19 protein-coding genes are annotated in these 23558 nt (G+C 61.8%); 5 read left to right on the top strand and 14 right to left on the bottom strand.

Going from position 1 to position 23558, the window contains the following annotated elements:
* Positions 1–43 precede the first annotated feature (43 nt).
* Genes Q5Y75_RS24435 through Q5Y75_RS24415 form a run of 5 tightly spaced genes read right to left on the bottom strand, consistent with a single transcriptional unit; the run spans position 44 to position 6988 of the window.
* Complete coding sequence (locus Q5Y75_RS24435; RefSeq protein WP_306202452.1) at positions 44–2677, bottom strand: phosphoenolpyruvate carboxylase; 2634 nt, start codon at positions 2675–2677, stop codon at positions 44–46.
* Positions 2674–3645, bottom strand: coding sequence for a 2-hydroxyacid dehydrogenase (locus tag Q5Y75_RS24430; protein ID WP_306202450.1), 972 nt, complete (start codon positions 3643–3645; stop codon positions 2674–2676). Before Q5Y75_RS24430 ends, Q5Y75_RS24435 begins: the two co-directional genes overlap by 4 nt.
* Positions 3645–4535, bottom strand: coding sequence for a succinate--CoA ligase subunit alpha (sucD, locus tag Q5Y75_RS24425; RefSeq protein WP_306202448.1), 891 nt, complete (start codon positions 4533–4535; stop codon positions 3645–3647). Before sucD ends, Q5Y75_RS24430 begins: the two co-directional genes overlap by 1 nt.
* Entirely contained in the window at positions 4535–5731 is a 1197-nt protein-coding gene (locus tag Q5Y75_RS24420) for a malate--CoA ligase subunit beta (RefSeq protein ID WP_306202446.1), read from the bottom strand. The genes sucD and Q5Y75_RS24420 overlap by 1 nt, the downstream gene beginning before the upstream one ends.
* Positions 5732–5746: 15 nt before the next feature.
* Positions 5747–6988 carry a pyridoxal-phosphate-dependent aminotransferase family protein gene (locus Q5Y75_RS24415; protein ID WP_306202444.1) on the bottom strand — a complete coding sequence of 414 codons (1242 nt, stop codon included), beginning with the start codon at positions 6986–6988 and terminating at the stop codon, positions 5747–5749.
* Between the two features lie 218 nt (positions 6989–7206).
* Between Q5Y75_RS24415 and Q5Y75_RS24410 the strand changes: the two genes are divergently transcribed.
* Positions 7207–7851, top strand: coding sequence for a response regulator transcription factor (locus Q5Y75_RS24410; protein WP_306202443.1), 645 nt, complete (start codon positions 7207–7209; stop codon positions 7849–7851).
* A 49-nt stretch (positions 7852–7900) separates the two neighbouring features.
* On the top strand, positions 7901–8875 hold the full coding sequence (locus tag Q5Y75_RS24405) for a LysR family transcriptional regulator (RefSeq protein ID WP_306202441.1): 975 nt from the start codon (positions 7901–7903) through the stop codon (positions 8873–8875).
* A gap of 11 nt (positions 8876–8886) precedes the next feature.
* On the opposite strand, the gene Q5Y75_RS24400 is transcribed toward Q5Y75_RS24405, so the two are convergent.
* The gene (locus Q5Y75_RS24400; protein ID WP_306202439.1) at positions 8887–10398 is read right to left on the bottom strand and encodes a trimethylamine methyltransferase family protein; all 1512 of its coding nucleotides are present in this window, start codon (positions 10396–10398) and stop codon (positions 8887–8889) included.
* 183 nt (positions 10399–10581) lie between these two features.
* Here Q5Y75_RS24400 and Q5Y75_RS24395 point away from each other — a divergent pair, with 183 nt between their 5' ends.
* Positions 10582–13020, top strand: a complete 2439-nt coding sequence (locus Q5Y75_RS24395) for a GcvT family protein (protein WP_306202437.1) — start codon at positions 10582–10584, stop codon at positions 13018–13020.
* Between the two features lie 24 nt (positions 13021–13044).
* Here the strand turns inward: Q5Y75_RS24395 and Q5Y75_RS24390 are convergent, their stop codons facing one another.
* Genes Q5Y75_RS24390 through Q5Y75_RS24370 form a run of 5 tightly spaced genes read right to left on the bottom strand, consistent with a single transcriptional unit; the run spans position 13045 to position 17900 of the window.
* Positions 13045–14508 carry an aldehyde dehydrogenase gene (locus Q5Y75_RS24390; RefSeq protein ID WP_306202435.1) on the bottom strand — a complete coding sequence of 488 codons (1464 nt, stop codon included), beginning with the start codon at positions 14506–14508 and terminating at the stop codon, positions 13045–13047.
* Between the two features lie 14 nt (positions 14509–14522).
* The gene (locus Q5Y75_RS24385; RefSeq protein ID WP_306202433.1) at positions 14523–15560 is read right to left on the bottom strand and encodes an LLM class flavin-dependent oxidoreductase; all 1038 of its coding nucleotides are present in this window, start codon (positions 15558–15560) and stop codon (positions 14523–14525) included.
* A 6-nt stretch (positions 15561–15566) separates the two neighbouring features.
* On the bottom strand, positions 15567–16502 hold the full coding sequence (locus Q5Y75_RS24380; RefSeq protein ID WP_306202432.1) for a flavin reductase family protein: 936 nt from the start codon (positions 16500–16502) through the stop codon (positions 15567–15569).
* Positions 16499–17326: an alpha/beta fold hydrolase gene (locus Q5Y75_RS24375; protein ID WP_306202431.1), complete on the bottom strand. Its 828-nt coding sequence runs from the start codon at positions 17324–17326 to the stop codon at positions 16499–16501. The genes Q5Y75_RS24380 and Q5Y75_RS24375 overlap by 4 nt, the downstream gene beginning before the upstream one ends.
* On the bottom strand, positions 17298–17900 hold the full coding sequence (locus Q5Y75_RS24370; RefSeq protein WP_306202429.1) for an amino acid synthesis family protein: 603 nt from the start codon (positions 17898–17900) through the stop codon (positions 17298–17300). The genes Q5Y75_RS24375 and Q5Y75_RS24370 overlap by 29 nt, the downstream gene beginning before the upstream one ends.
* Before the next feature lie 102 nt (positions 17901–18002).
* On the opposite strand from Q5Y75_RS24370, the gene Q5Y75_RS24365 reads away from it, so the two are divergent.
* Both Q5Y75_RS24365 and Q5Y75_RS24360 read left to right on the top strand, forming a co-directional pair.
* Positions 18003–18695, top strand: a complete 693-nt coding sequence (locus tag Q5Y75_RS24365) for a GntR family transcriptional regulator (protein WP_306202427.1) — start codon at positions 18003–18005, stop codon at positions 18693–18695.
* Positions 18688–18981: a DUF1330 domain-containing protein gene (locus Q5Y75_RS24360; RefSeq protein WP_306202425.1), complete on the top strand. Its 294-nt coding sequence runs from the start codon at positions 18688–18690 to the stop codon at positions 18979–18981. Before Q5Y75_RS24365 ends, Q5Y75_RS24360 begins: the two co-directional genes overlap by 8 nt.
* Before the next feature lie 75 nt (positions 18982–19056).
* Here Q5Y75_RS24360 and gcvP read toward each other — a convergent pair whose 3' ends face one another.
* The 3 genes from gcvP to gcvT all read right to left on the bottom strand — a co-directional run bounded on the left by gcvP (position 19057) and on the right by gcvT (position 23535).
* Complete coding sequence (gcvP, locus tag Q5Y75_RS24355) at positions 19057–21912, bottom strand: aminomethyl-transferring glycine dehydrogenase (protein ID WP_306202424.1); 2856 nt, start codon at positions 21910–21912, stop codon at positions 19057–19059.
* A gap of 142 nt (positions 21913–22054) precedes the next feature.
* Positions 22055–22420 (bottom strand): glycine cleavage system protein GcvH, encoded by a 366-nt coding sequence (gene gcvH / locus Q5Y75_RS24350; RefSeq protein WP_306202422.1) that lies wholly within the window; start codon positions 22418–22420, stop codon positions 22055–22057.
* Positions 22421–22437: 17 nt separating this feature from the next.
* A complete protein-coding gene (gene gcvT, locus Q5Y75_RS24345; RefSeq protein ID WP_306202419.1) occupies positions 22438–23535 on the bottom strand; it encodes a glycine cleavage system aminomethyltransferase GcvT in 1098 nt (365 codons plus the stop codon).
* Positions 23536–23558 lie beyond the last annotated feature (23 nt).

Below are 23558 nucleotides of genomic sequence, written 5' to 3'. Positions count from 1 at the left end.
TTGCTACGATGGGGGGCGTTCATGTCAATAATCCTCACGAGGGTCAGCCAGTCCAGCCCAGCCCGGCAGAGATGGCATTCATGGATTGAAGGAGCGGCACTGCATCAGCGCCGGTTCGGGTTTTGTCACGGGATTGGCGCAACAGATCGACCTGAAGCGTGTGAATGCGGCCCAATTCGGCCCGTTTGCGTTCAAAGCGCTCGCGCAATCGCGGAAACCGATCTCCGATCGCCTGCCCGCCGGTCAGAAACTTCACCGCGTCGCAGGCATTGGCATACTCGGCCCTGATCGCCCCGAAGATGCGCTGGCGGGTCTCGGGGTCGCGGACCAGCTGGGCATATTGCGCGGCCACCGCCATGTCGGTTTGATACAGGGATTTCTCTATCTCATCGACGGCAAGCCGGAACAGCCGGGACTGCCGGAAGAGATCTTGCAGCACCTCATCGCCGCGCGCGCCCCGAAAGCGGCGGAAACTGCGCATCGCCGCGCCGAACCCGTACCAGCCGGTGATTAGATGGCGGTTCTGAGACCAGGCGAACACCCATGGAATGGCGCGCAGATCGTCCAGGCTGGCGGCACCAAATCGACGGGCCGGGCGGGAGCCGATTTTCAGGCGGGCCAGTTCCTCGACCGGGCTTGCGTCTTGGAAGTAGTCCAGAAACCCGGGCATTTCGAGCAGGCACACATAGGTTGTTTGCGACAACTCGGATAAGGCGTCCAACGCGTCATCAAACTCTGGCCGGACCTTGGTTTTAGTCTGGTTGGCTGTGTGGCGCAGGGTGCAGGACAACAGCAGCTCAAGATGCGCCGCAGCCGTGCCCCGGTTGGCATATTTGGCCGAGACGACCTCGCCCTGTTCGGTCAGGCGCAACTGCCCCGAGATCGTTCCATTGGGCTGTGCGGCGATGGCGCGACCGGTGGGGGCGCCGCCCCGGCTGACCGACCCGCCGCGGCCGTGAAAAAATGCAGCGCGAAAACCTTGTGATGCCAATGCTGAGACAATTCGGCGCTGCGCGCGATCCAGCTCCCAGGTCGAGCAGAAAAACCCGCCATCCTTGCCGCTGTCGGAATAGCCCAGCATGATCTCGATCAGGTTGCCCCCGGTCTTGAGGCTGCGCCGGGCAAGGGGAACCTTCAGCACCTCCTGCAAAATCGCAGGCGCATTGCGCAGGTCGGCGATGGTCTCGAACAGCGGCACAACCGAGATATCCAGTGTCTCGGCACCAAAGCCCGCATAACGCGCAAGCAGGTAAACCCCCAGAATGTCATCCGCCGATCGTGTCATGGACAGGATGAGAGGACCCATTGCCTTGGGATCGGACCCGTTGCGCACCGAATGGACCAGCGCGAGCAGCGCCAGTAATTCCCGTGCCTGATCGCTCAACTGATCCTTGGCAGGGCATTGCAGGGTCTGATCTGCCAGCTCTGTGCGCAGGCGGCTTGACCATTCGGGCGAGCCGAAATCGGGGACCGGTCCGGACAATGCCCAGAGTTCTGCCAACACGCTGGTCGTCACGGTTGAGTTCTGTCGAATGTCCAGCGTCGTTGTGCGGAACCCGAACACGGATGCAGCCCGGCGCAGGGACCGGACATGCTGCCGTGCCAGCACTTCTGCACTGACCGAACAGAGCGCCGCGTCGAGCGCATCAAGATCCTTCACGAATTGCGAGATTTGCGCGTAGTCATCCTCGCTCAACCGATGAGCAATGGCGCTGAGTGCCTGACGGAAGGGTTCATTGGGGTTGCGCGCGCTCGTTGGCGCGCGGTCGATGATCGTTTTCAACCGCGTGGCATGGGGCTCGGGCAGTGGCAGGATCAAGGCATTGATGCTCAACCTGCTGGCGGCCTGTTCGATCGCTTGGAGGTAAAGATCAAGTGCCGTCTCGCGCCCGCGCTTCAGGGCGAGCGAGGTCATCTCGGTGGTGACGTTGGGGTTGCCATCCCGGTCACCACCAATCCAGCTATGGAAACGAATGTTGGGGGTCACGTCTAGGGTCTGGCGCAGAACGTGCAGACAGGCCTGATCGAACCGGTCCATCACCTGGGGTACGGCGTCAAAGATCGCATCGCGGAAGAACTGCAGGCCCCATTCGATCTCATCATGCAGGCTGGGGCGGGACAGGCGCAACTCCCCTGTCAGCCACAAAAGGTCAATCTCACTTTCCAGGGCGCTCAACAGTTCGGACCGTTCGGTCGGAGTCCAGCGTTGGGTTTCCAGGCTGACCAGATTGCGGTAAATCCGCCGGTGAATTTCCAGTACGGTGACGCGCTTTGCTTCGGTTGGATGCGCCGTCAGGGTCGGGCCTGCCATAAGCTCATCGGTCAGCTGCGCCGCCTGATCCGGGTTCAAGTTCAGATCGGATAGCGCTTCGGCGAATCCGCCTTCCACAGCGTCGACCCCGTCCTTGGTTTCGATCTGCCGACGGGTCCGCACCTCTGCGTTTTCTTCGATGATGCGCAAGAGCTGGAACCAGATCGACAAGGCCTGCAGATACGGGGTCGCGGCAGGACCCGAGGGAATCGAAGCGAGCGGGCAAGCCTCGGCCCATGTGGCCACATGTGGCGCGCGCTTCAGTAGGATGTTGCGCCAAAGCATACGCAACTCGGATCGCAACCCCTCCGCGTAACCCATAGGCCCCTGTTCGGGGTCGATACTTCTGGCCAGCGCTTGCATCATATGACTCTGTCGATTGGATCGCGCCCGTTGAAGAAGTCGTTGAGGTTGTTGAGGACCCTTTCTCCCATTGCTTCCCGGGCTTCTTTTGTGGCGCTTCCGAGGTGGGGGAGCATGACGAGGTTGTCGCACTGCATGAGGTCGGGGCTGATCCTGGGTTCACCGTCGAAGACATCCAGTGCAGCGCCGCCGATCAGGTCATAGCTCAGCGCCTGGATCAGAGCGAACTCGTCGACCACCTCACCACGGGCGGTGTTGATCAGGTAGGCGCCGGGCTTCATCAACTCCAGCCTGCGACCATTGATCAGGTGCCGGTTCGCCGCACCGCCGGGACAGTGTAGCGAGACGAAGTCGCAGCGCGGCAGCAGCGCGTCAAGATCATCCACCTGCTCTGCGCCGAACCGGGCCAGCAGCGCCGGGTCCAGCCTGCTGCGGTTCTGCACTAGGATCTTCATGCCAAAACCGTGATGGGCGCGACGCGCCATCTCCTGACCGATCCGACCAAAGCCCACGATGCCCAGCGTCTTGCCGCTGACCTTGGTGCCGACCAGATGGGTCGGGCGCCAGCCGGTCCAGGCACCAGAGCGGACTTCGCGTTCGCCCTCCCCGGCACGTCGTGCAACCATCAGCAGCAGCGTCATCGCAAGATCGGCGGTGCATTCTGACAGCACGTCGGGCGTGTTGGTGACCGTGACGCCCAGGCTGCGCGCGGCGGGTTCGCAGATATGGCTATAGCCGACGCCGTAATTGGCGATGATCCTGGTCTTTGCGGCGGGCACGTCCAGCGCCTCGGCGCTGAGCTGGTCGGTCACGGTTGGCAGCACCGCGTCATAAGTTTTCAGCGCTTCGCGGATTTCGGCGGGGGTCATCGGTGTGTCGCCCCAGTTCAGGACCGCGTCATAGCGGTCCATCAACTGTGCTTCGACGGCAGCGGGCCAGCGGCGGGTGACAAGAACGGAAGGTTTGACCATCACGCAGCCCTTTCCATGACATGGGCGATCGTCTCGCCGATGACGGCGGGGTTTTCTGCCACGGTGACCCCGGCAGCCGAGAGGATTTCGACTTTTTCCGAAGCGCTTTCGCCAAAGGCCGAGATGATCGCGCCCGCATGGCCCATGGTGCGGCCCTTGGGGGCGGTCAGACCTGCCACATATGCCACTACTGGCTTCGTGACGTGATCGCGGATAAACGCCGCTGCCTCGGCCTCTTGCGGGCCACCGATCTCGCCGATCATGGCGATCACGCTGGTCTCGTCATCCTGTTCGAACCGTTCTAGGATATCGCGGAAGGACGAGCCGTTGATCGGGTCGCCGCCAATCCCAACACTGGTCGAGACCCCGATGCCGCGCGCCTTGAGCTGGGCGGCGGCCTCATAGCCCAGCGTGCCAGAGCGGCCGATGATGCCGACAGGCCCTTGCAGGTAGATATGGCCGGGCATGATTCCCAAGAGTGCCTTGCCGGGGCTGATCGTGCCAGCGCAGTTCGGGCCGGTCAGCACCATGCGGCGGTCGCGCGGGTAGCGGTACATGTAGCGTTTGACCCGGATCATGTCCTGCGCCGGGATGCCATCGGTGATGCAGACGCAGTAGCGGATGCCGCTATCTGCCGCCTCCATGATCGAATCTGCGGCAAAGGGAGGCGGGACAAAGACGAGGCTGGCCTCGGCACCGGTGGCCTCCACCGCCTGTTTGACGGTGTCAAAGACCGGCAGGCCCTCGACGGTCTCGCCGCCCTTGCCGGGGACCACGCCGCCCACGACATTGGTGCCGTAATTCAGCATGTCCTTGGTGTGGAACCGGGCCATCCGCCCGGTGATGCCCTGCACGATGACCTTGGTGTCGCGGTCGAGAAGAATGCTCATCAGACGGCCCTCATCTTGGTATTCTGGGTCAGATCGTTCTGCCAGGCGCGCACGGCGCGCTCGGCGGCCTCCATCAGCGAGGTGGCGCGGATAATGGGCAGGCCGGATTTGGCCAGGATCTTCTGGCCCTCCTCGACATTGGTGCCTGCGAGGCGCACCACGACAGGGATGTCGATCTGTAACTCGCGCAGCGCCTGAACCACCCCTTCGGCGACCCAGTCGCAGCGGTTGATGCCAGCGAAGATATTGACGAGGATCGCCTGCACATTGTCATCCGACAGAACCAGCCGGAACGCCTTGGTCACTCGCTCGGGCGAGGCACCGCCGCCGATGTCGAGGAAGTTCGCGGGCTCGCCGCCCGCCAGCTTGATCGTGTCCATCGTCGCCATCGCCAGGCCGGCGCCGTTCACAATGCAGCCGATATTGCCGTCGAGCCCGACGTAAGACAGGCCACGATCGGCGGCGCGGCTCTCACGCGGGTCTTCCTGGGACTTATCGCGCAGCTCACTGATCTGGGGATGACGGAACAACGCGTTGTCGTCAAAGCTCATTTTGGCGTCCAGCGCCAGCACCCTCTTGTCGCCGGTGATCACCAGTGGATTGATCTCAACCATGGTGGCGTCAAGCTCGCTGAAGGCGGCATAGCAGCCCTGCAGCGTGCGCACCATCTGCTGGATCAGCCCCGGCTCAAGCCCCAATTGGAAGGCGATCTCGCGGGCCTGGAATTCCTGCAGGCCCACGGCGGGTTCCACCGTCGAGCGCACGATGCTGTCTGGCTTCTCTGCCGAGATATCCTCGATCTCCATCCCGCCTTCGGAGGAGGCCACGATCATCACCCGCTGGCTGGTGCGGTCCAACACGAAGCCCAAATAGATCTCGCGGTCAATCGGCACGGCGGATTCCACATAGACCCGGTAGATGCCTTTGCCCTCGGCGCCTGTCTGGTGGGTGACCAGCTTGCGCCCGAACAGCGCATTGCAGGCCTCATAGATCTCGCCTTCGGAACTGCAGAGCTTGACGCCGCCCGCCTTGCCGCGGCCCCCGGCATGGATCTGCGCCTTGACGATCCACTTGTCGCCACCCAGTTCGCGGGCGCGATAGGCCGCCTGCTCGGGGCTGTAGGCCAGCGCGCCGGTCGGCACGGCGACACCAAAATTCGACAGGATTTCCTTGGCCTGATATTCATGAATGTCCATCTGTCTCCCTCCCGTTCACGCTGCGATCGACGTGCCATAGCGGCTTTCGAGCAGCGCTTCGATTGCGTCGCGATCCACCTTGCCGCCCAACGCAACCAGCGCATCGGCAAATAGGCGCACGATCTGGCTGATGGCCTGACGGTTGAGTTGGTTGAGGATGCCGATCCGCACCTGCACCGGCGCACTGAGCGTCGGCCAGATGCCAAAGCCCTCGGCCCGACAGGCCTGCACCAGCTCCATCTCGCGGCCCGCCAGCTCTGGCGGCAGCGTCAGCACCACAAGGCTGGGCATGTCCGAGGTGACCGTGCAGCCCATCGCCGTGACGGCATCACGCAGAACCGTCTCATGGGTGCGATAGGCGGCGGCTCGCTTGGCCAACCCCTCCTGCAGCGTCAGGCGCAGCGCTTCGTGAAAAGCGGCGACGGCATAGCCCGAATGGGTGCGATGATAAGTGCCCTTTTCCACATCCCGGCCTTCGAGAATGCCCCAATGGCGCGCCTCGAAGATCGGGTTGTGCACATAGCTATAAGCCCCACTGACCTGCAGCGACGCGATATAGGCATCACTGAAACTGACCGGCGCATAGGTCAGCGGCAGGCAGCACAGGCCTTTTTGTGGGCAGGAGGCCCAGCCCGCAACGCCCGGATACTCATCGATCGAGAAATCATCGACACCCAGCGACGACACCGCATCCACCAGCCCCATCACCTCGTGACGCGCGCAGGCATCCGAAAAGCCCCGCAGGTCGTTGACCCGGCCCGAGCCGGTCTCCCAATGCGCCATGAAGGCCCATTTCGGTTTGTGCTCGGCAAGCGCCGCCTCGACCACGGCTCCGGTCACCGACTGGCCATGCGGCAGCTCGACCACGGTCACGCTGGCGGCCTGCGGATCCAGCGGGTCCGCCGCATGTTCTGCCGGGGTCGCCGCCTTGATCCGCAGCGTCAGAGCGTCGATGCCCGAGAACGTCCCGTTGGAAAACGCCACGACCTTGTCTCCCGGCATCACTGCCGAGAACATCGCATCCAACCCGCTCCAGCCGGTGCCCGCCACCGCGAAAGTATAGGTGTTGTCGGTGCCCCAGACCGCGCGCAGCATATGCTTGCACTCGATCATCCCGCGCAGCACATCGGGCTGCATGTGATCCGCCACACCGGCACCGCTGAAGGCCTGCAGCACCCGCGGATCGGTATTGCCGGGCCCTGGCCCAGCCGCAAGCGTCTCGGGGATGTCGAGGCTGGGAAAAATCTGAACTGTCATCGGATGCCTCTCGGTTTGGGCAGGGGCATCGGCCCCGGTTCACGTTCTGAGCCCCAGAAAAGCCCAGACTTGCCCCGTGACGCAACGTCAGTTACTACTGCTTTCGGACATCTAAATGAATGGGCAAAAACCTACCCAAAATGGTAAGTATCCCGAAGTATACTATCAAACACCCTATCCATATGGGTAGTTTATGTCGATAAACAGAGAGATTCCAAATGCTTGACACACCCGATACCCCCATCGACATCATGCTGGCAGACAACAATACGCTCGTCCTGTCAGCCATGTCCGAGATCTTCGAAAAGGACCCGCGATTCTCTCTCGTGGCGACATCTTCCACCGCTGAGGGGTTTTTGGGGACCGTCATGCGGGTGCCGGTTCAGCTTGGTGTGGTTGACTGGAATCTGCCGGTGCTGGGAGCAGCAAAACTGATCGAGGTGCTGCGCGAGCATGAAACAGCACCCCGTCTGGTCGTCTATGGCGAGGCGACCGGTGACACGCCAAGGCTGGCCATGCAGGCAGGGGCGGCAGGGTTTGCAGCCCGCTCGGGACCCGTCGAGGGGCTGCTGAATACCTGCGCCGATGTTGCTGCCGGAAAGATGGTCTTTCCCTTTGTCGATGTGCGCCAGATGCAGCAGGACCCGATCTACAGCCTGTCTCGCAAAGAGCGCGCCATACTGGATTTCCTGTCCAAGGGCATGTCCAATCGTGACCTGTCAAAAGCGCTGCAAATCTCGACCAATACGGTAAAATTCCACCTGTCCAACATCTATGAAAAACTGTCGGTGAAGAACCGCGCCCAGGCCATCGCCTATTACTACTCGTCACAAATCCCGGGCAGAAAAGATACCGATCGCTGAAGATCCGGATGAACCGCCCCCCTCACGCCCAACTGACCGGAGCATTCTGATGCGTCCAAATTCGACCCGAAAGGATCTGAGCCTCAAAGGGCTGGAACTGTTTCAGATCTGCGCCCGGAAAGGATCGCTGCAGGATGCGGCGGATGAGAGCGGATTGGCCGTCAGCACCATTTCGCATCACCTGCGCAGCCTCGAAGAACATCTTGGCGTCGAACTGTTCAACCACAATCGAAAGCCGATGGTGTTGACGCCAAAGGGCAAGGTGTTTCTGCGCAATATCGATGACGCGCTTCGGGTCATTCGCCGGGCAAAGGCCGAGGCCTCGGCAGGCGGTGTGACCGAGGCAAGCTCTCTGCGGATCGGCACCATCGAAGATCTGGACAGCGACATTGTGCCCGAACTCGCCGTGTATCTTTCACGGGCAATGCCACGTTGCAATTTCTGCTATCACACCGACACCAGCCACACCCTGATCGAGATGCTCCGCAATCGGCAGCTCGACCTCGGGATCACCGCCAGCCCCTCCGAGCGCTATGCCGATCTGCAGGAGCGCCCGCTGCTGCGGGATCCGTTTGTTGTTGTGCTGCCGCGCGCGGCAGACGGGTCGCTAAAAGATATCGTCGAAGGGCGCGCCAAACTGCCGTGTCTGAGATTTTCCAGCACCTTGATCATTGCGCGCCAGATCGAGGCGCAACTGCGCCGGATCGGCATCACCGCATCGCATTCCTTTGAATGCAGCAACAACCAGACCTTGATGGCCATGGTCGCGGCAGAGGCGGGTTGGACCATTACGACGCCGCTGTTGTTCGCCCGCGCCAAACGGTTTCAATCCCGCCTGAGCATGCACGCCTTCCCCGGCAAAAGCTTCGCCCGAGAACTCGCCCTCGTCACGACACCGGATTGTGCCCGCTCGGTTGTCGACCTGATTGACGCAAAAGCCCGGTCACTGATCGAGGAAGACGCAATCCGTCCGCTTATCGGGATCGCGCCCTGGCTCAAGGATGACTTTGTCCTGCGAAGCTGACGGCCAAACCTTTACAAGATGCTGAACTGCGCCCGAATAGCTGCTTCCTGCTTATCGCTCAGATAGGCCGGATAGTGGTTTTGCAGGATGTCCTTTGCCCGCGCACGTGCCCGGGACCAGGCGTCGCGCGCGCCGCCCTCACTCCAACTGCGCGGCGCGGCGCGGTCGGCGAGTGTGGGATAGAAATAATCCTGCTCCATCGCCTGAAAGGTGTGCTGACTGCCTAGGAAATGCCCGTCCCCCAGCACAGCATCGCAGATGGCCTCAAAGCCCAGATTTTCCTCGCTCACTTCGATCCCACGTAGCGCGCGATAGGTGTGGGAATGCATCTCGTCATCCAGAACAAACGCTTCGAAACTTGCACCCAGCAGCGAGGCCGTCATGCCAGAGCTTTCATAGATCAGATTCCCCCCCGCCAGCCCCGCCGCAAGCGAGGTAAGGCCTTTTTCCATCCCGTATTGCGCATCGATCGCCTTGGCATCGGTCATCGAGCAGGCCACGCCCGAGGGCAGCCCCAGCCAGTTGGAAATCTGGGCGGATGCCGCGTTCAAAACGGCGGTTTCTCCGCTACCGCCAGAAAACGCGCCAGTCCGCAGGTCGACGACCAGGGGCCAGTTCGAGAACACCATCGGAAAGCCCGTCTGTATGGCATGCACCATCACAAGGCTGGCCAGCGTTTCGGCGAGGGATTGCGCCAGAAACCCCGCCAGCGTTGCCGGGGCGGTGGCCCCGGCCTGCGCGGCGGTGATGCAGGAGATGGGAATGTTGTGCCGAATACATTCATAGACCACATCCACCGCATCCTCGCCAAAGCGCATCGGGGAAATCACCGGGCTGATATGGGCTTTCATGAAGGGCCGCCTGGAAAACGCACCGGGGCCACCTGCGGCAATGTCCAGCATCTCGACAATAGGCGCCACGTGGTCGGCCAGGGTAAAGGCGGTTGCCGTCGGCTTGGTCGTTCCCCTGATCAGCGCATAGGCGGTGTTGACGTCCAGATCTAAGGGGTCGGGCACATCGGTGGCGACACAACAGCGGGTGAACCAGCTGACATTGGCCAGCGTGTCCTGCAACCGCGTAAAATCATGCAGATCCCTGAGCGTGGAGGGACGGTAGAGGCCGCTTTCCATGTCCAGCGTCTGCACGGCAGCCCCACCAGTGCCAAAATACACGCGGTTACCGCCAACCTCGATCGACCGGCTGTCGTCGCGCCCATGCAGCACGAAGGTCTTTGCGGCATTGTCTATGGCCTTGCCGACCAGATCAGGGGAAAATACCACCCGCCCATTGCCGTGCTCTCGTGCACCAACTGCCAGCAGATCATCGCGTAGACGACGCGGTACCTCACCCATGCCCAGCCGGTCGAGCAGGTCCAAAGCGGTGTCCAAGATGCGCTGAAGCTCATCGATCGTCATCGGCTGATAGGCACCACCGATCTGCCCCGGCGGACAGGGATCAAACCTCGGCTTGGCAGCGCGCTGCACCAGCCTCGCCTTCCGTCCGCTTCGCTTGCCAGGTTCCACTGATCTCCCGCATCCTTTGTCTGTGCTGCCCCTAGGAACCGCAGGCCCGGGGCCATGGCAATGCTTTGGGACCTAATTTTAAAATTTCAGAACATATTTTCTAATTTATCGTAATTATAAAAGTCTTGTTGCCCATTGCCATATTTCTCCTTCGGAGTCCGGGCAAACCTCGGAGGCGGATATATGAAATCCCGGACAAGAGTTGTGGTTATCGGTGGTGGCATCGCGGGCTGTTCGACGCTCTACCATCTGACACAAGAAGGCTGGAGCGATGTGGTACTGGTCGAGCGTAACGAGTTGACCAGCGGCACGACCTGGCATTCCGCCGCTCAGGTCACGAATTTCGGCATGACCCAGACGATGGTTGGCCTGAAGACCCATTCGATCAACCTTTACAAGGAATTGGCCGACGACCCCGACTATCCGATCAACTACCACCATGGCGATGGCGGCATGCGACTGGCCAATACCGAGGCGCAGATGCAGGGCTATCGCCATTTCGCCTCGATGGCGCGCGGCATGGGCGTGGAGTTTGAGGTGATCGATGCCGCAGAATGTGCCCGGCGGCATCCGCTGATCTCGACTGACAACCTGCTGGGCGGGCTCTGGGACCCGCTCGATGGCGATATCGACCCGGCGCAGCTGTGTCAGGCGCTGGCCCGACGCGCCCGCAAGGCCGGGGCAGAGGTCTATCGCAACACGCCGGTGACCGCGCTGACGCAGCACAAGGATGACACCTGGACCGTACATACCCAAAAGGGCGACATCGATTGCGACATTATCGTCAATGCCTGCGGCTACCGGGTCAACGAGGTCGGGGCGATGATGGGGGTGCATCATCCCGTTGCCTCGATGGAGCATCAGTATTTCCTGACCGAAGAAATCCCCGCCATTAAGCAGGCCGGTCACCGCATGCCGCTGATCCGCTGCCCGATCTCGGATTACTATTGCCGTCAGGAAAAGAACGGGCTGCTGGTCGGGTTCTACGAACAGGATTGCAAGACCTGGGGCATGGACGGGATCGACCCGAATTTCGTCAATGCGCTCTGCCCGGATGATCTGGACCGCATCACCGACGTGCTGGAAGGCGCGTTTGCGCGCATGCCGGCCCTGACCGAGGTGGGCATCCACACTGTCGTGAACGGCCCGATCACCTATACGATAGATGGCGCGCCGCTGGTTGGCCCGATCCCGGGCAAGCGCAACGCTTTCTGCATCATCGGGTTGCGCGCCGGGCTTGGCGAGGGTGGCGGCCATGGCTGGTTGCTGGCCCAACAGATCGTGCATGGTGAGGCGTGTTATGACACCTGGGTTCTGGACCCGCGCCGCTTTACAGGCCACGCCAATGTGGAACTGACAGCATTGAAAGCAATCGAGGATTATCAGAACGAGTTCCGCTTTCACTTCCCCCACGAACACCGCCCCGCAGGCAGACCTGCCAAGACCACACCCCTGACCCCTGTGCTGGCAGCGGAAGGCGCGGAGTTCACCGTCGTGAACGGCTGGGAGCGGGTCGATTACATCAAGCCAAGTGCCGAGTTTCACCCCACGCTCAGCTTCAATTTCGACGAGACCTTCGATCTTGTCGCGGCTGAGGTCAGGAACGTTCAGGACAATGTCGGCCTTTGCGAGGTCAATGGTTTCAACCGCATCGAGATCACCGGCGCGGATCGCCACCGCTTCCTTGACCGGATGATCTGCGGAGCGGTGACCAAACGCGCGGGCCGGGTCGGGCTGGGCTATCTGCTGAACCATCATGGCACGATCAAAAGCGAGGCCACCATCGCCAACCTGCCCGCCAGCGACCGTGGCCCGGACCGCGTCTGGTTGGGCTCGGCGGCGGCGGCGGAGTATCACGACATGGATTGGCTCAGCGCCCATATCGCGGGTGGCGAAGATGTTCATCTGCGCAGCCTGACCAATGAGCACACCATTCTGGTGCTTGCCGGTCCCAACGCGCGCGCGGTGCTATCCTGCTGCGCACGCGGTGACTGGTCGGCGGCGACCTTTCCCTGGCTCAGCGCGCGCGAGTGCTTTGTCGGAATTGCCCCGGCTGTTGTGATGGGCGTCAGCTTTTCGGGGGAACTGGCCTATGAGATCCATGTCCCGAACGCCTCGCTCTATGCCGCCTATCTGGCGCTGCGGCGGGCGGGCGAAGCGTATGGGCTAAAACTCTTCGGCGCGCGCGCGGTGGACTCGATGCGGATGGAAAAAGGGTTCCTGCACTGGAAGGCCGAGCTGCTGACAGAGTTCGATCCGTTTGAAACAGCGCTTGATCGGTTCGTCCGACCAGACAAGGAAATCGACTTTGTCGGCAAAACCGCGTTGCTGCAGCGCCGGATCGACGGGCCGCGCAAACGGCTCGTCACCCTGCGCGTTGACGCCAGTCATGCCCCGGCCCATGGGGGTGCCTCTCTGATGCAGGGTGACCGGGTTGTAGGCACGGTAACCTCTGGCGATTGGGGTCACCGGGTCGGGATGAACCTGGCTTATGCCTTTGTTGATCCCGAGCTCGCCGATCAGGGCGCGCGGATGGAGCTGGACCTTTGTGGTGAACGGGTCGCGACCGAGGTCATCGCATCCGCCCCCTATGATCCCGATTTCATCCGGATGCGTAGCTAAGCAAGACTCAGCGCCTCGGGGGCGTCAGCGCATGACGAACGGATCCGGGATTGGGTCGTCGCTGGTGCGTAGCCAGACGGATTTTACCTTTGTGTAGTCGAGCGCGGCTTGGAGGCCGCCTTCGCGTCCGTGGCCGGAGAGGCCGTGGCCGCCGAAGGGAGCGATCGGGCTGACGGCGCGGTAGGTGTTGACCCAGACGATGCCGGCGCGGATGGCGCGGATCATGCGGTGGGCGCGGGTCAGGTTCTGGGTGAACAGGCCCGAGGCCAGGCCGAACTGCGTGTCATTGGCGATGTCGATGGCATCCTCTTCGGTCTCGAAAGACACAACTGACAGCACCGGGCCAAAGAATTCGTTGGTCAGGCTGTCCGCGTCGCGGGCCTCGGAACAATCCAGGATGGTGGGGGGGAAGTAGAACCCGTCGCGGTCGCTGGGCCTGCCGCCGGTCACCAGCCTGGCCCCCTGCGCGACGGAGCGCGCGATCAGATCAACCGCGATGTCACGCTGGCGCTTTGTGCAGAGCGGGCCAATTTCGGTATCCATGTCATCAGGTGCCCCAATGACGACGGCCTCGGCCTTTTCCTTGAGGCGGGCCAGAAAGGCATCCTTGATCGAGGCCTGCACCACAAGGCGCGACCCGGCCACGCAGCTTTGACCCGTGGCGGCAAAAATGCCCGAGATCTGCGCGTTCACCGCGCTGGCGATATCGGCATCCTCGAACACGATGAACGGGGATTTGCCGCCCAGCTCCAGCGAGGTGGAGGCAAGATTCTCGGCCGAGTTGCGCACGATATGGCGCGCCGTCTCCGGCCCGCCGGTAAAGGCGACATGGGCCACTTTGGGATGGCTGGTCAGGGTGGCCCCGGCCATGGGGCCGCCTGTGATGACGTTCAGCACGCCGTTGGGAAAGCCCGCCTGATCAAAAATGCGCGCAAATTCCAGCATCGGCGCCGGGCCGTCCTCGGAGGCTTTCAGAACCACGCTGCAGCCCGCCGCCAGCGCCGGTCCGATCTTGACCGCCGACAGGAACAGCTGCGAGTTCCACGGCACCACCGCCGCCACGACGCCGATCGGCTCGCGGCGTAGCCAGACCTCCATATCCGGCTTGTCGATCGGCAGATGCGCCCCCTCGATCTTGTCTGCCAGCCCGGCATAATAGCGGTAATATTCCGCCACATAAGCGATCTGCGCCGATGTTTCGCGGATGATCTTGCCGGTATCGCGGGTCTCAAGCTCGGCCAGACGCGGGGCGTTTTCCGCGACCAGATTCGCCAGTCGGTAGAGCAGCTTGCCGCGTGCGGTGGCGGTCATCCCGGCCCATTCGGGTGAGAAAAACGCACGCTCAGCAGCCTCAACAGCCCTGTTGACATCCTCGACCGCAGCCTCGGGCATTTGCGCCCAGACCGTGCCGGTCGCCGGGTCCAGACTGTCAAACCACCCGGACCCGTTCGAGAAGGTGCCATCGATATACTGTTGAAACTGCTGCATTTTACGACGATCCCTTATTGAAAGGCCGGCATGACGTCTTTGATGAACCGCTCCAGCGAGGCTTTCTTGCGCTCAAACGGCATGCTGGAATCGATCCAGAAGGAATACTCGTCATAACCAAGCTCTTGGTACTGGCGCAGCCGGTCGATGACTGTGCCGGCGGTGCCGATCACCAGATCGCGTTCCATATTCTCAGGCGTGTAGAAGGGATGGGCCGTGATCTCGTCATCGCTGAGCGGGTCGATCAGGCCCTGATTGATGTCGCGCTTGTTCATGAACCATGCACCGAAGTAGCAATAGAACCGGTTCAGCTCGATCGCCGCCTGTTTCACATCCGCATCATCCCCGGCCACATAAGTGTGCATCAGCAACATGATTTTCGGCCGCGCCACATCAGGGAACTTGGTGCAGGCATCGTTGAACTTGGACATGAGGCTGCGGACCTCTTCATCCCCGTTCCAGAGCGGCGTCACCTGCACGTTGCAATTGTTCTGAACCGCAAATTCATGGCTGTTGGGGTCGCGTGCGGCCACCCAGATCGGCGGGCCATCCTGCTGGACGGGCTGCGGGGCGGAGGTGGTTTTGGGGAACTGATAGAACGCGCCCTCATGCACATAATCGCCCTGCCACAGGTTTTGCACGGCGGGGATCAGCTCGCGCATTCTCTGACCGGCCTCCCAGGCGTCCATCCCCGGCATCAGCCGCTCATATTCGAAAGTATAGGCCCCGCGCGCGATCCCCAGATCAAGGCGCCCGTCGGTGATGATATCGGCCATCGCCGCCTCGCCCGCCAGACGGATCGGATGCCAGAACGGCGCAATAACCGTGCCGGTGCCCAACCGCACGTTTTTGGTAAGGCGCGCAACATCGACCAGGTTCAGGAACGGGTTCGGCGCGATGGTGAAGTTCATGCCATGGTGCTCGCCGGTCCAGACCGCGTGCATCCCGCCCGCATCGGCGATTTTGCACAGCTGGATGAACTCGTTATAAAGCTGTTTCTGGTCCTGATCCGGTGAGATCCGCTCCATATGCGCAAAGAGTGAGAACTTCATACTGACTTAACTCCCAGGGGTGAGCGGCTTGACCTCGCCACTCACCTCGTTGCCGTAATACACCCCAAAATTCCCTATGCGGCTTTCCCTGGCGAACCGCTCCAGCATGGTGCAGATGGCCGGATCAGCGACATCCATCAATGTGGAGGCGTTGAGCTCGGTATAGGCACCGTTCTGCGGCGCGCCATCAGCAGCCTGACACAGGAATGAGATGTGTTGATGTTTGCGCGCTTCATCCTGATAGACGGAAAAGACAAATCCCGGTTCCGCCTGTATCCCGCTGTCGCTGATCAGCCGTGCCAGCGCAACGTTGGCCCCATCTGCCACATCATCGGTGGCCGGGATCGTCAGACCGCCATTGCCATCATCCTGCAACAGGATCTTCCCGTTCCGCTCGATCAGGGCAGACACGATCATGCCGGTGCGCTTGCTCATCGCCTTCGCCTCGGCAGCGGGGGTGACATAGGCGCCGCGGGCATATCCCAGCCCCGGTGCGATTTCCTGATCAAAGGCTTTGACCTCGCCGATCAAGATCAGGTGATCGCCTGCATCAACCGTGTTGAACATGCTGCAATCGAACCAGGCCGACACATCGTCCAGAATGGGGGACCCGTGCGGCCCCGGCTGCCAGCCCACCTTGGCGAAGCGGTCCTCGACCGGGCGGGCAAAGGTGTTGGAGACCTCGATCTGGGACTCGGCCAGAATGTTGATGGCAAAGCGCGACGTGTTCGCGAACGTGTCGTAGTTGCGTGAGCTATTGGCCAGGCAGACCAGAACCAGAGGCGGATCAAGCGAGACCGAGGCAAAGGAATTCGCGGTAAACCCCAGTGGCTGCCCCGTGTCCTCCAGCGTGGTCACAACGGTCACGCCGGTCATGAACGTGCCAAAGGCGTTTCGCAGAGCGCGCGGGTCGTTCAATGTGTCGGGGTCAAATTCGATCATGTGGGATCACCCTCTTCCAGTGGAGTTGCCAGCCAGGCCTCCAGCGCTGCGTTGACCGCATCCGGAGCCGTCAGGTTGACCATATGCCGGTGGTTTTCGATGACAACAGCCTGCCCGCGCGGGGCCGCCTGCGCCATGGCCCGCGACATGGCCGGGGTCGAGTTGGGGTCGCCGTCGCCTGTCAGCGCCAGCAATGGGCAGGCGATCTGCCCGAACCCGTCCGCATAGAGCCTGTCGCCGCGCGCAAACGCCCCGTATGCGGTGGCATAGCCGTCAATATCGACCTCCGACAGCCACGACGCCACATGGTCGCGCGCCGCCCGATCCGTTGCGGTATCTCCAAACCAGCGCTGCAGCGGCGTTTCCAGATCAAACGCCCCCGTGCCAATCAGTTCGGCCCGCGCGATCACCGATTTGCTGGCCGCCGCGTCGCGGCAATAGACGCCGTTCAGCAGGGCGACTCGGGCCACCCGGTCCGGGTGGCGCACCGCAAATCCGCCGGCAATCAGCGCGCCCATGGAATGCCCCGCCAGATTGACCTGTGTCAGCTGAAGGCCATCCAGAACCGCCAGTAACCAGTCCAGAAAGATGGGCAATTCGGACCCGGCCGCGATCTGGTCGCTGCCGCCATGTCCGGGCATGTCCAAAGCAATGATATGATGCGCATCAGCAAGCGCCTCGATCTGCGGCCCCCAGGCCGCCGACTGCATCCCCACACCATGTATCAGCACCAGCGGAGGTGCGTTCCCGGCATGGGAAAGCCCCGCCTCGCGACAGGCAACTGGGCCAAACGGCTCAGACAGCTGCAGGGTTGTCAACGTCATGGCCCAGTTCCTTGAGGTCCTGATAGCGGTCCCCGATCCGGTGATGCGGACGCCCGCCAATCGAGGCGCCAAGCGCGATCATGATCTCGTCCGGCGCGGGCGCATCCGCAACCTGCAACTGGATCGTCAGGTAGTGGCTGCGCCGCCCGCCGTCATTCTTGTCCATCAGCGGAATCTGCATCGCTGCATTTGCCGGGCCACGCGTGTTGGTAAAGGCCAGATAAGATTTGGCCCCCACCGCCTCGCGGTAGACATTGCCAAAGCGCAGCGTGTGGATCAGGGCCGAGCCATGCTCCACCTCCCCATTCACACCCACGATAGCCGCCTTGCCATACCCTTCGACCTTGTCGCCACCGCTGGCGGCCTCCAGCACCATATCCGTCAGCAGCTGGCCCAGTCCCGGGGCGCAATCGTGAATCTGGGGCTTCAGATCTTCGACAAAACCGCGCCCCGCCCATGGGTTTGTGATCACTGCAATAGCGGCGATCATCTTCAGCGGCTGTTCAGCAACCTTGCCCCCTTCGATCAGGGTGTTTTCCACATGCAGCAGGGTTTTGCGGATTTCGGCAGGCATGATTTTGGTCCTTGCGATTCGGTGGCAAGATTATGGTATACCATATTACAAGCTGTCAATCATACCTTGTTCACTCGACCCTGAACTGATAGCAAGAAAGCCATGAGCACCGCCAAGCTGACGAAGATCGACCACCCCCCCGCAACCCTGCGAGACATGGTGCAGGATCGGATGCGCGACGCGATTATCGAGGGGGTTTTCCTGCCCGGCGAACGGCTTGTCGAACGCCCGCTCTGCGACCAGCTGGGCGTCAGCAGAACCGTCATCCGGGAAACAATACGCTATCTCGAAGCCGAAGGCCTAGTGGAGATCCTGCCCGGGCGCGGCCCGATCGTCGCCATCATGAACCGCGAGGATGCCCGTCAGATCTACGCCATCCGCCGCATGCTCGAAACCGCAGCCGCCGAAGGCTGCGCCCGCAATATCACGCCTGAGCGCGCGCACACCCTCATAGATGCGCTTGAGCGGCTGAAACTCGGCTTCTCGGACAAGGCGCCCGGCGCGCTGTTCCGCGCCACGGCGGATTTCTACTCCGAGATTTTCGACGGCGCCGGGCAGTATATCGCCTGGGACATCGTGCAGCGCCTGAACGGGCGGATCAGCCGGTTGCGGATGATAACATTGTCCACCTCCAACCGCGAACGTCCCGGCATCGCCCATATGGAACGGATTTGCGAGGCGATTACTTCGGGCAATCCAGACGCCGCGCGCCGGGCCGTTGAACACCATCTGGATGACACCAGCGCCATCGCCGACAGGCTGCTCGCGGCAGAGGAAAAGAGTGAAAATGACTGACACGCCAAAGGCTTACTGGATCGCTAACGTCACCGTGACAGACCCCGACGCCTATCAGGGCTACCAGTCCATCGCCCCCGAAGCTTTCCGCAAATACGGCGCCCGCTTTCTCGCGCGCGGAGACGCAGAAACCCTCGAAGGCCAAAACTGGCAACGCCGCGTCATCATCGAGTTCGATACAATCCAGCAAGCCCGAAACTGCTACAACTCAACAGAATACCAAGCTGCCCGAGAGAAACGTGCAGGGGCCTGTCAGGCAGATATCGCGCTGATCGAGGGACTCTGAACCCGCGTTGCGACCTCCTCACTTCTGGGGGAGTATCTCGCCAGCCTAAGCTGGCGAGATAGGAAACGGCAGGGTTCAGGCCGCGTCGTCCTCATAGTCCGACATCGGTGGACAAGTGCAGACCAGATTGCGATCGCCATAGGCGTTGTCGACGCGGTTGACCGGAGACCAGTATTTGTCGACCCCAAGCGAGCCCGCCGGGAAACAGGCCTGCTCGCGGGTATAGGGCCGGTCCCAGTCGCCCACCAGATCACGCACCGTATGTGGTGCGTTCTTGAGCGGGTTGTTCTCGGCGTCGATCTCGCCATCGATGATCTGCTGCGCCTCGGCCCGGATCGACAGCATCGCGTCGCAGAACCGATCCAGTTCGGCCATGGGCTCCGACTCGGTCGGTTCGACCATCAGGGTGCCAGCCACCGGCCAGGACATGGTCGGCGCATGGAAGCCGCTATCGACCAGGCGCTTGGCAATATCATCGACGGTGACATGCGCCTCAGCGTCCAACGGGCGGGTGTCGAGGATACACTCATGCGCGACCCGACCGGTTTCCGAGGTGTAGAGTATCGGATAGGCGTCCTTGAGTCGCGCCGCGATGTAGTTGGCGTTCAGGATCGCCACTTTGGTGGCCTGAGTCAGCCCCGCGCCACCCATCAGCAGCACATAGGCCCAGCTGACAGGTAGAATGGACGGAGACCCAAACGGTGCCGCCGAGACCGGACCCACGGCGGTGCCGTATTCCGGATGGCCGGGCAGGTGCTCCTCCAGATGCGCCTTGACGCCGATCGGACCCATGCCGGGGCCGCCGCCGCCATGCGGGATGCAGAAGGTCTTGTGCAGGTTCAGGTGGCTGACATCGCCGCCAATGTCACCGGGACGCGAAAGCCCAACCATGGCGTTCATGTTGGCACCATCGATATAGACCTGACCGCCATGATCATGGGTGATCTGGCAGACCTCCTGAACGGTGGTCTCGAACACGCCATGGGTCGAGGGGTAGGTGATCATGCACCCCGCCAGGTTATCCGAGTGCTTTTCAGCCTTGGCGCGGAAATCAACCAGATCGATATTGCCCTTCTCATCCGATTGCACCGGCACAACCTGCCAGCCCACCATATGCGCCGAGGCGGGGTTGGTCCCGTGCGCGGAGGTGGGGATCAGGCAGACATTGCGGTGCCCCTCTCCGCGTGCGAAGTGATAGTTGCGGATGGTCAGCAGGCCCGCATATTCGCCCTGCGCGCCTGAATTGGGCTGCTGGGAGATCGCGTCATAGCCAGTGATCTGGCACAGCTTGTCGTTCAGATCGGCAATCATCTCGTGATAGCCTTGCGCCTGATCTTCGGGGCAAAACGGGTGCAGGTTGCCGAACTCGGGCCAGGTGACCGGGATCATCTCGATCGTCGCGTTCAGCTTCATGGTGCAGGAGCCCAGCGGGATCATCGCCCGGTCCAGCGCCAGGTCACGGTCGGCCAGACGGCGCATATAGCGGGTGATTTCGGCCTCGGCCCTGTTCTGGTGGAAGATCGGATGCGTCAGGTACGCGCTTTCGCGCAGCGCATAGTCGGGCAGGCGATAGACCTTGTTCGAGCTGTCGTCTGTCTTATCGATGCCGAAAGCCCCCCAGGCAGCCTCGATGGTCTCGGGCCGGGTCTGTTCGTCGAGGCTGATACCCACTTTCGAATCACCTACCTTGCGCAGGTTGACGCCGCGCGACACGGCGGCCTCCATCACCGTCTTTTGCAGATGGCCGACCTCGACCGTGATCGTGTCGAAGAAAACTTCCGGTTCAACGGCGAAGCCTGCCTCCTCCAGACCGGCGGCCAGGCGCGAGGTCTTGCGGTGCACCGATTGCGCGATGGCCTTGATGCCGTCGGGGCCATGGTACACGGCATACATTGAGGCAATGACCGCCAGCAGGGCCTGCGCAGTACAAACATTCGAGTTGGCTTTCTCGCGGCGAATATGTTGCTCGCGGGTTTGCAGCGCTAGGCGATAGGCTTTGTTGCCGCGGCTATCGATGCTGACGCCGATGATCCGGCCCGGCATCGCCCGCTTCAGCTTGTCGGTGGTCGCCATATAGGCCGCGTGCGGACCGCCATAACCCATCGGCACGCCAAAACGCTGGGTCGAGCCAATGGCAATATCCGCGCCCATCTCGCCGGGTGACTTCAACAGAGCCAGCGATAGGATGTCGGCGGCGACAACGGCGATGGCTTTGTGTTCATGCAGCGCAGCGATTTCAGCGGTGAAGTCGCGCACATGGCCGTGGGTGCCGGGATACTGGAAGATCGCGCCAAACACCGCGCCCGCGTCAAGCGTATCGGGATCGGCGACCTGCACGTCGATGCCCAGAGGCTCCGCGCGTGTTTTGATCACAGCGATGGTCTGCGGATGGCAATTCTTGTCGACAAAGAAGGCCGCGTTATTGCCCTTCGACCGGCCGCCACGCTTGGCCATGGCCATGGCTTCGGCGGCGGCGGTGGCCTCGTCCAGCAGGGACGCGTTGGCCACGTCCAGCCCGGTCAAGTCGCTGACCATGGTCTGGAAGTTCAAGAGCGCCTCAAGACGGCCCTGGCTGATCTCTGGCTGATAGGGGGTATATGCCGTGTACCAGGCCGGGTTTTCCAGAATGTTGCGTAGGATCGGCGCGGGCGTCGTGGTGCCGTAATAGCCCTGCCCGATCAGCGAAGTCAGAACCTTGTTCTTGCTCGCCACCTCTTTCATATGAAAGAGCGCGTCGCGTTCGGTCATCGCGGGGCCCCAATCCAGCGCCTCTTTCTGGCGGATCGCCGGGGGAACAGTGGCATCGATCAGCTGGTCCAGCGTCTTGAAGCCGATCACCTTGAGCATGTCGCGCATTTCGGTGGGCGACGGGCCAATGTGGCGGCGATTGGCGAAGTCATAGGCTTCGTAGTCGGTCAGTTTGAAGGCCATTGCAGCGCTCCTATGGAATGTCAGGTCCGGTGGAGGCTGCACGCGCCTCCGGCGGGGAGTGAGGGCCGTCCCGGAAACTGTCCGGCGGACAGTTTCAGGCCCGAACAGGCGGAACCCCATGGTCCGGGGGCCCGCCATTTGGTCAGCCGATCAGGGCCTTGTAGCCGTCCAGATCCATCAGATCATCCAGCTGTGACGCATCGCTGAGCTTGATCTTGTAAATCCAGGCATCCCCTTCGGGGCTTTCGTTCAGCGCCCCGGGATTGTCGGCCAGCACCTCGTTGGCCTCGATCACCTCGCCATCCACCGGCGCATAGATCTCGGAGGCGGCTTTGACCGACTCGATCACGCCGATCTCGTCGCCTTTTTCGAAATCGTCGCCCGCTTCTTTCTGTTCGACGAAGACGATATCGCCCAACTGGTCCGCCGCATGCTGGGTGATCCCGATCGTGGCGGTATCCCCGTCAACGGTGACCCATTCATGCTCTTCCGAGTAATAGGTTGCCATGTCTCTCTCTCCTGACTTCAACGCTTGTAGTTCTGGGTGACAAAGGGCAGCGACACGATCTCTGCCGGTTGCGCCTTGCCCCGAATGATGAGGTTCACTTTTTCGCCGGGCGCCCCGTGACCTGCAGCGACATATCCCATCGCAACCGGGCCGCCGACCGTGGGACCGAAGCCGCCCGAGGTGATCGCGCCGATGGTGTTGCCCTCGGTAGATTGGATTTCAATACCCTGACGCGCGGGCGCGCGGCCTTCGGGCTTGATCCCGACCAGCTTTTTCGCGGCCCCTTCGGCCAGTTCCTTTTGGATACGCGCGGCGCCGGGAAAGCCGCCCTCCTCCTTGCGGCGTTTCTGGATCGCCCAGGACAGGCTGGCCTCAATGGGCGAGGTCGACTGGTCGATGTCATTGCCATAAAGGCACAGCCCCGCCTCTAACCGCAGGCTGTCGCGCGCGCCCAGACCTGCCGGTTCGCAATCCTCATGTGCCAGAAAAGCGCGCGAGACCTCGACCGCCTTGTCCTCGGGGATCGAAATCTCGTAGCCATCCTCGCCCGTATAGCCCAGGCGCGAGATGCGGCAGGAGGTGCCGTTGATGTCGGCCACGGTGGTTTCCATGAATTTCAAATCCCGCGCTGCCGGGCAGAGTTCTCCCACGACGTTCTCGGCAGCCGGTCCCTGCACCGCCACCAGCGCGCGGTCGAAAATCTCGGTCACCTCTACGCCGTCCAGATTGTCCCTCATATGCGGGATATCCTGATGGCGCAGCGCCGCGTTGACCACTACAAAATAGTGATCGCCCGCATTGGACACGATCAGATCGTCCATGATGCCGCCCTCTGCATTGGTGAAGAAGCCGTAGCGCGCCTTGCCTTCTTTCAGGGTCGCATAGGCCTGCGGGCAGAGGCTTTCGAGCTTTTCACCCACATTCTCGCCACGCAGGATCACCTGCCCCATATGCGAGACATCAAACAGCGCGGCCTTTTCGCGGCACTGCTTGTGCTCTCCCATGATCCCCATGGGATATTGAACCGGCATCTCCCAACCGGCGAAATCGACCATCTTGCCGCCAAGTTCCACATGCAGATCATAAAGCGGCGTGCGTTTGGGCGCATCAGTCATGACAGGTGCCTTTCTGTTGAGTG

The sequence above is a fragment of the Ruegeria discodermiae genome (assembly GCF_030758345.1).
In the GTDB taxonomy this organism is placed as follows: Bacteria; Pseudomonadota; Alphaproteobacteria; order Rhodobacterales; family Rhodobacteraceae; genus Ruegeria_C.
The sequence above is the reverse complement of the archived record's forward strand: the minus strand, read 5'-3'. Positions and strand labels throughout refer to the sequence as shown.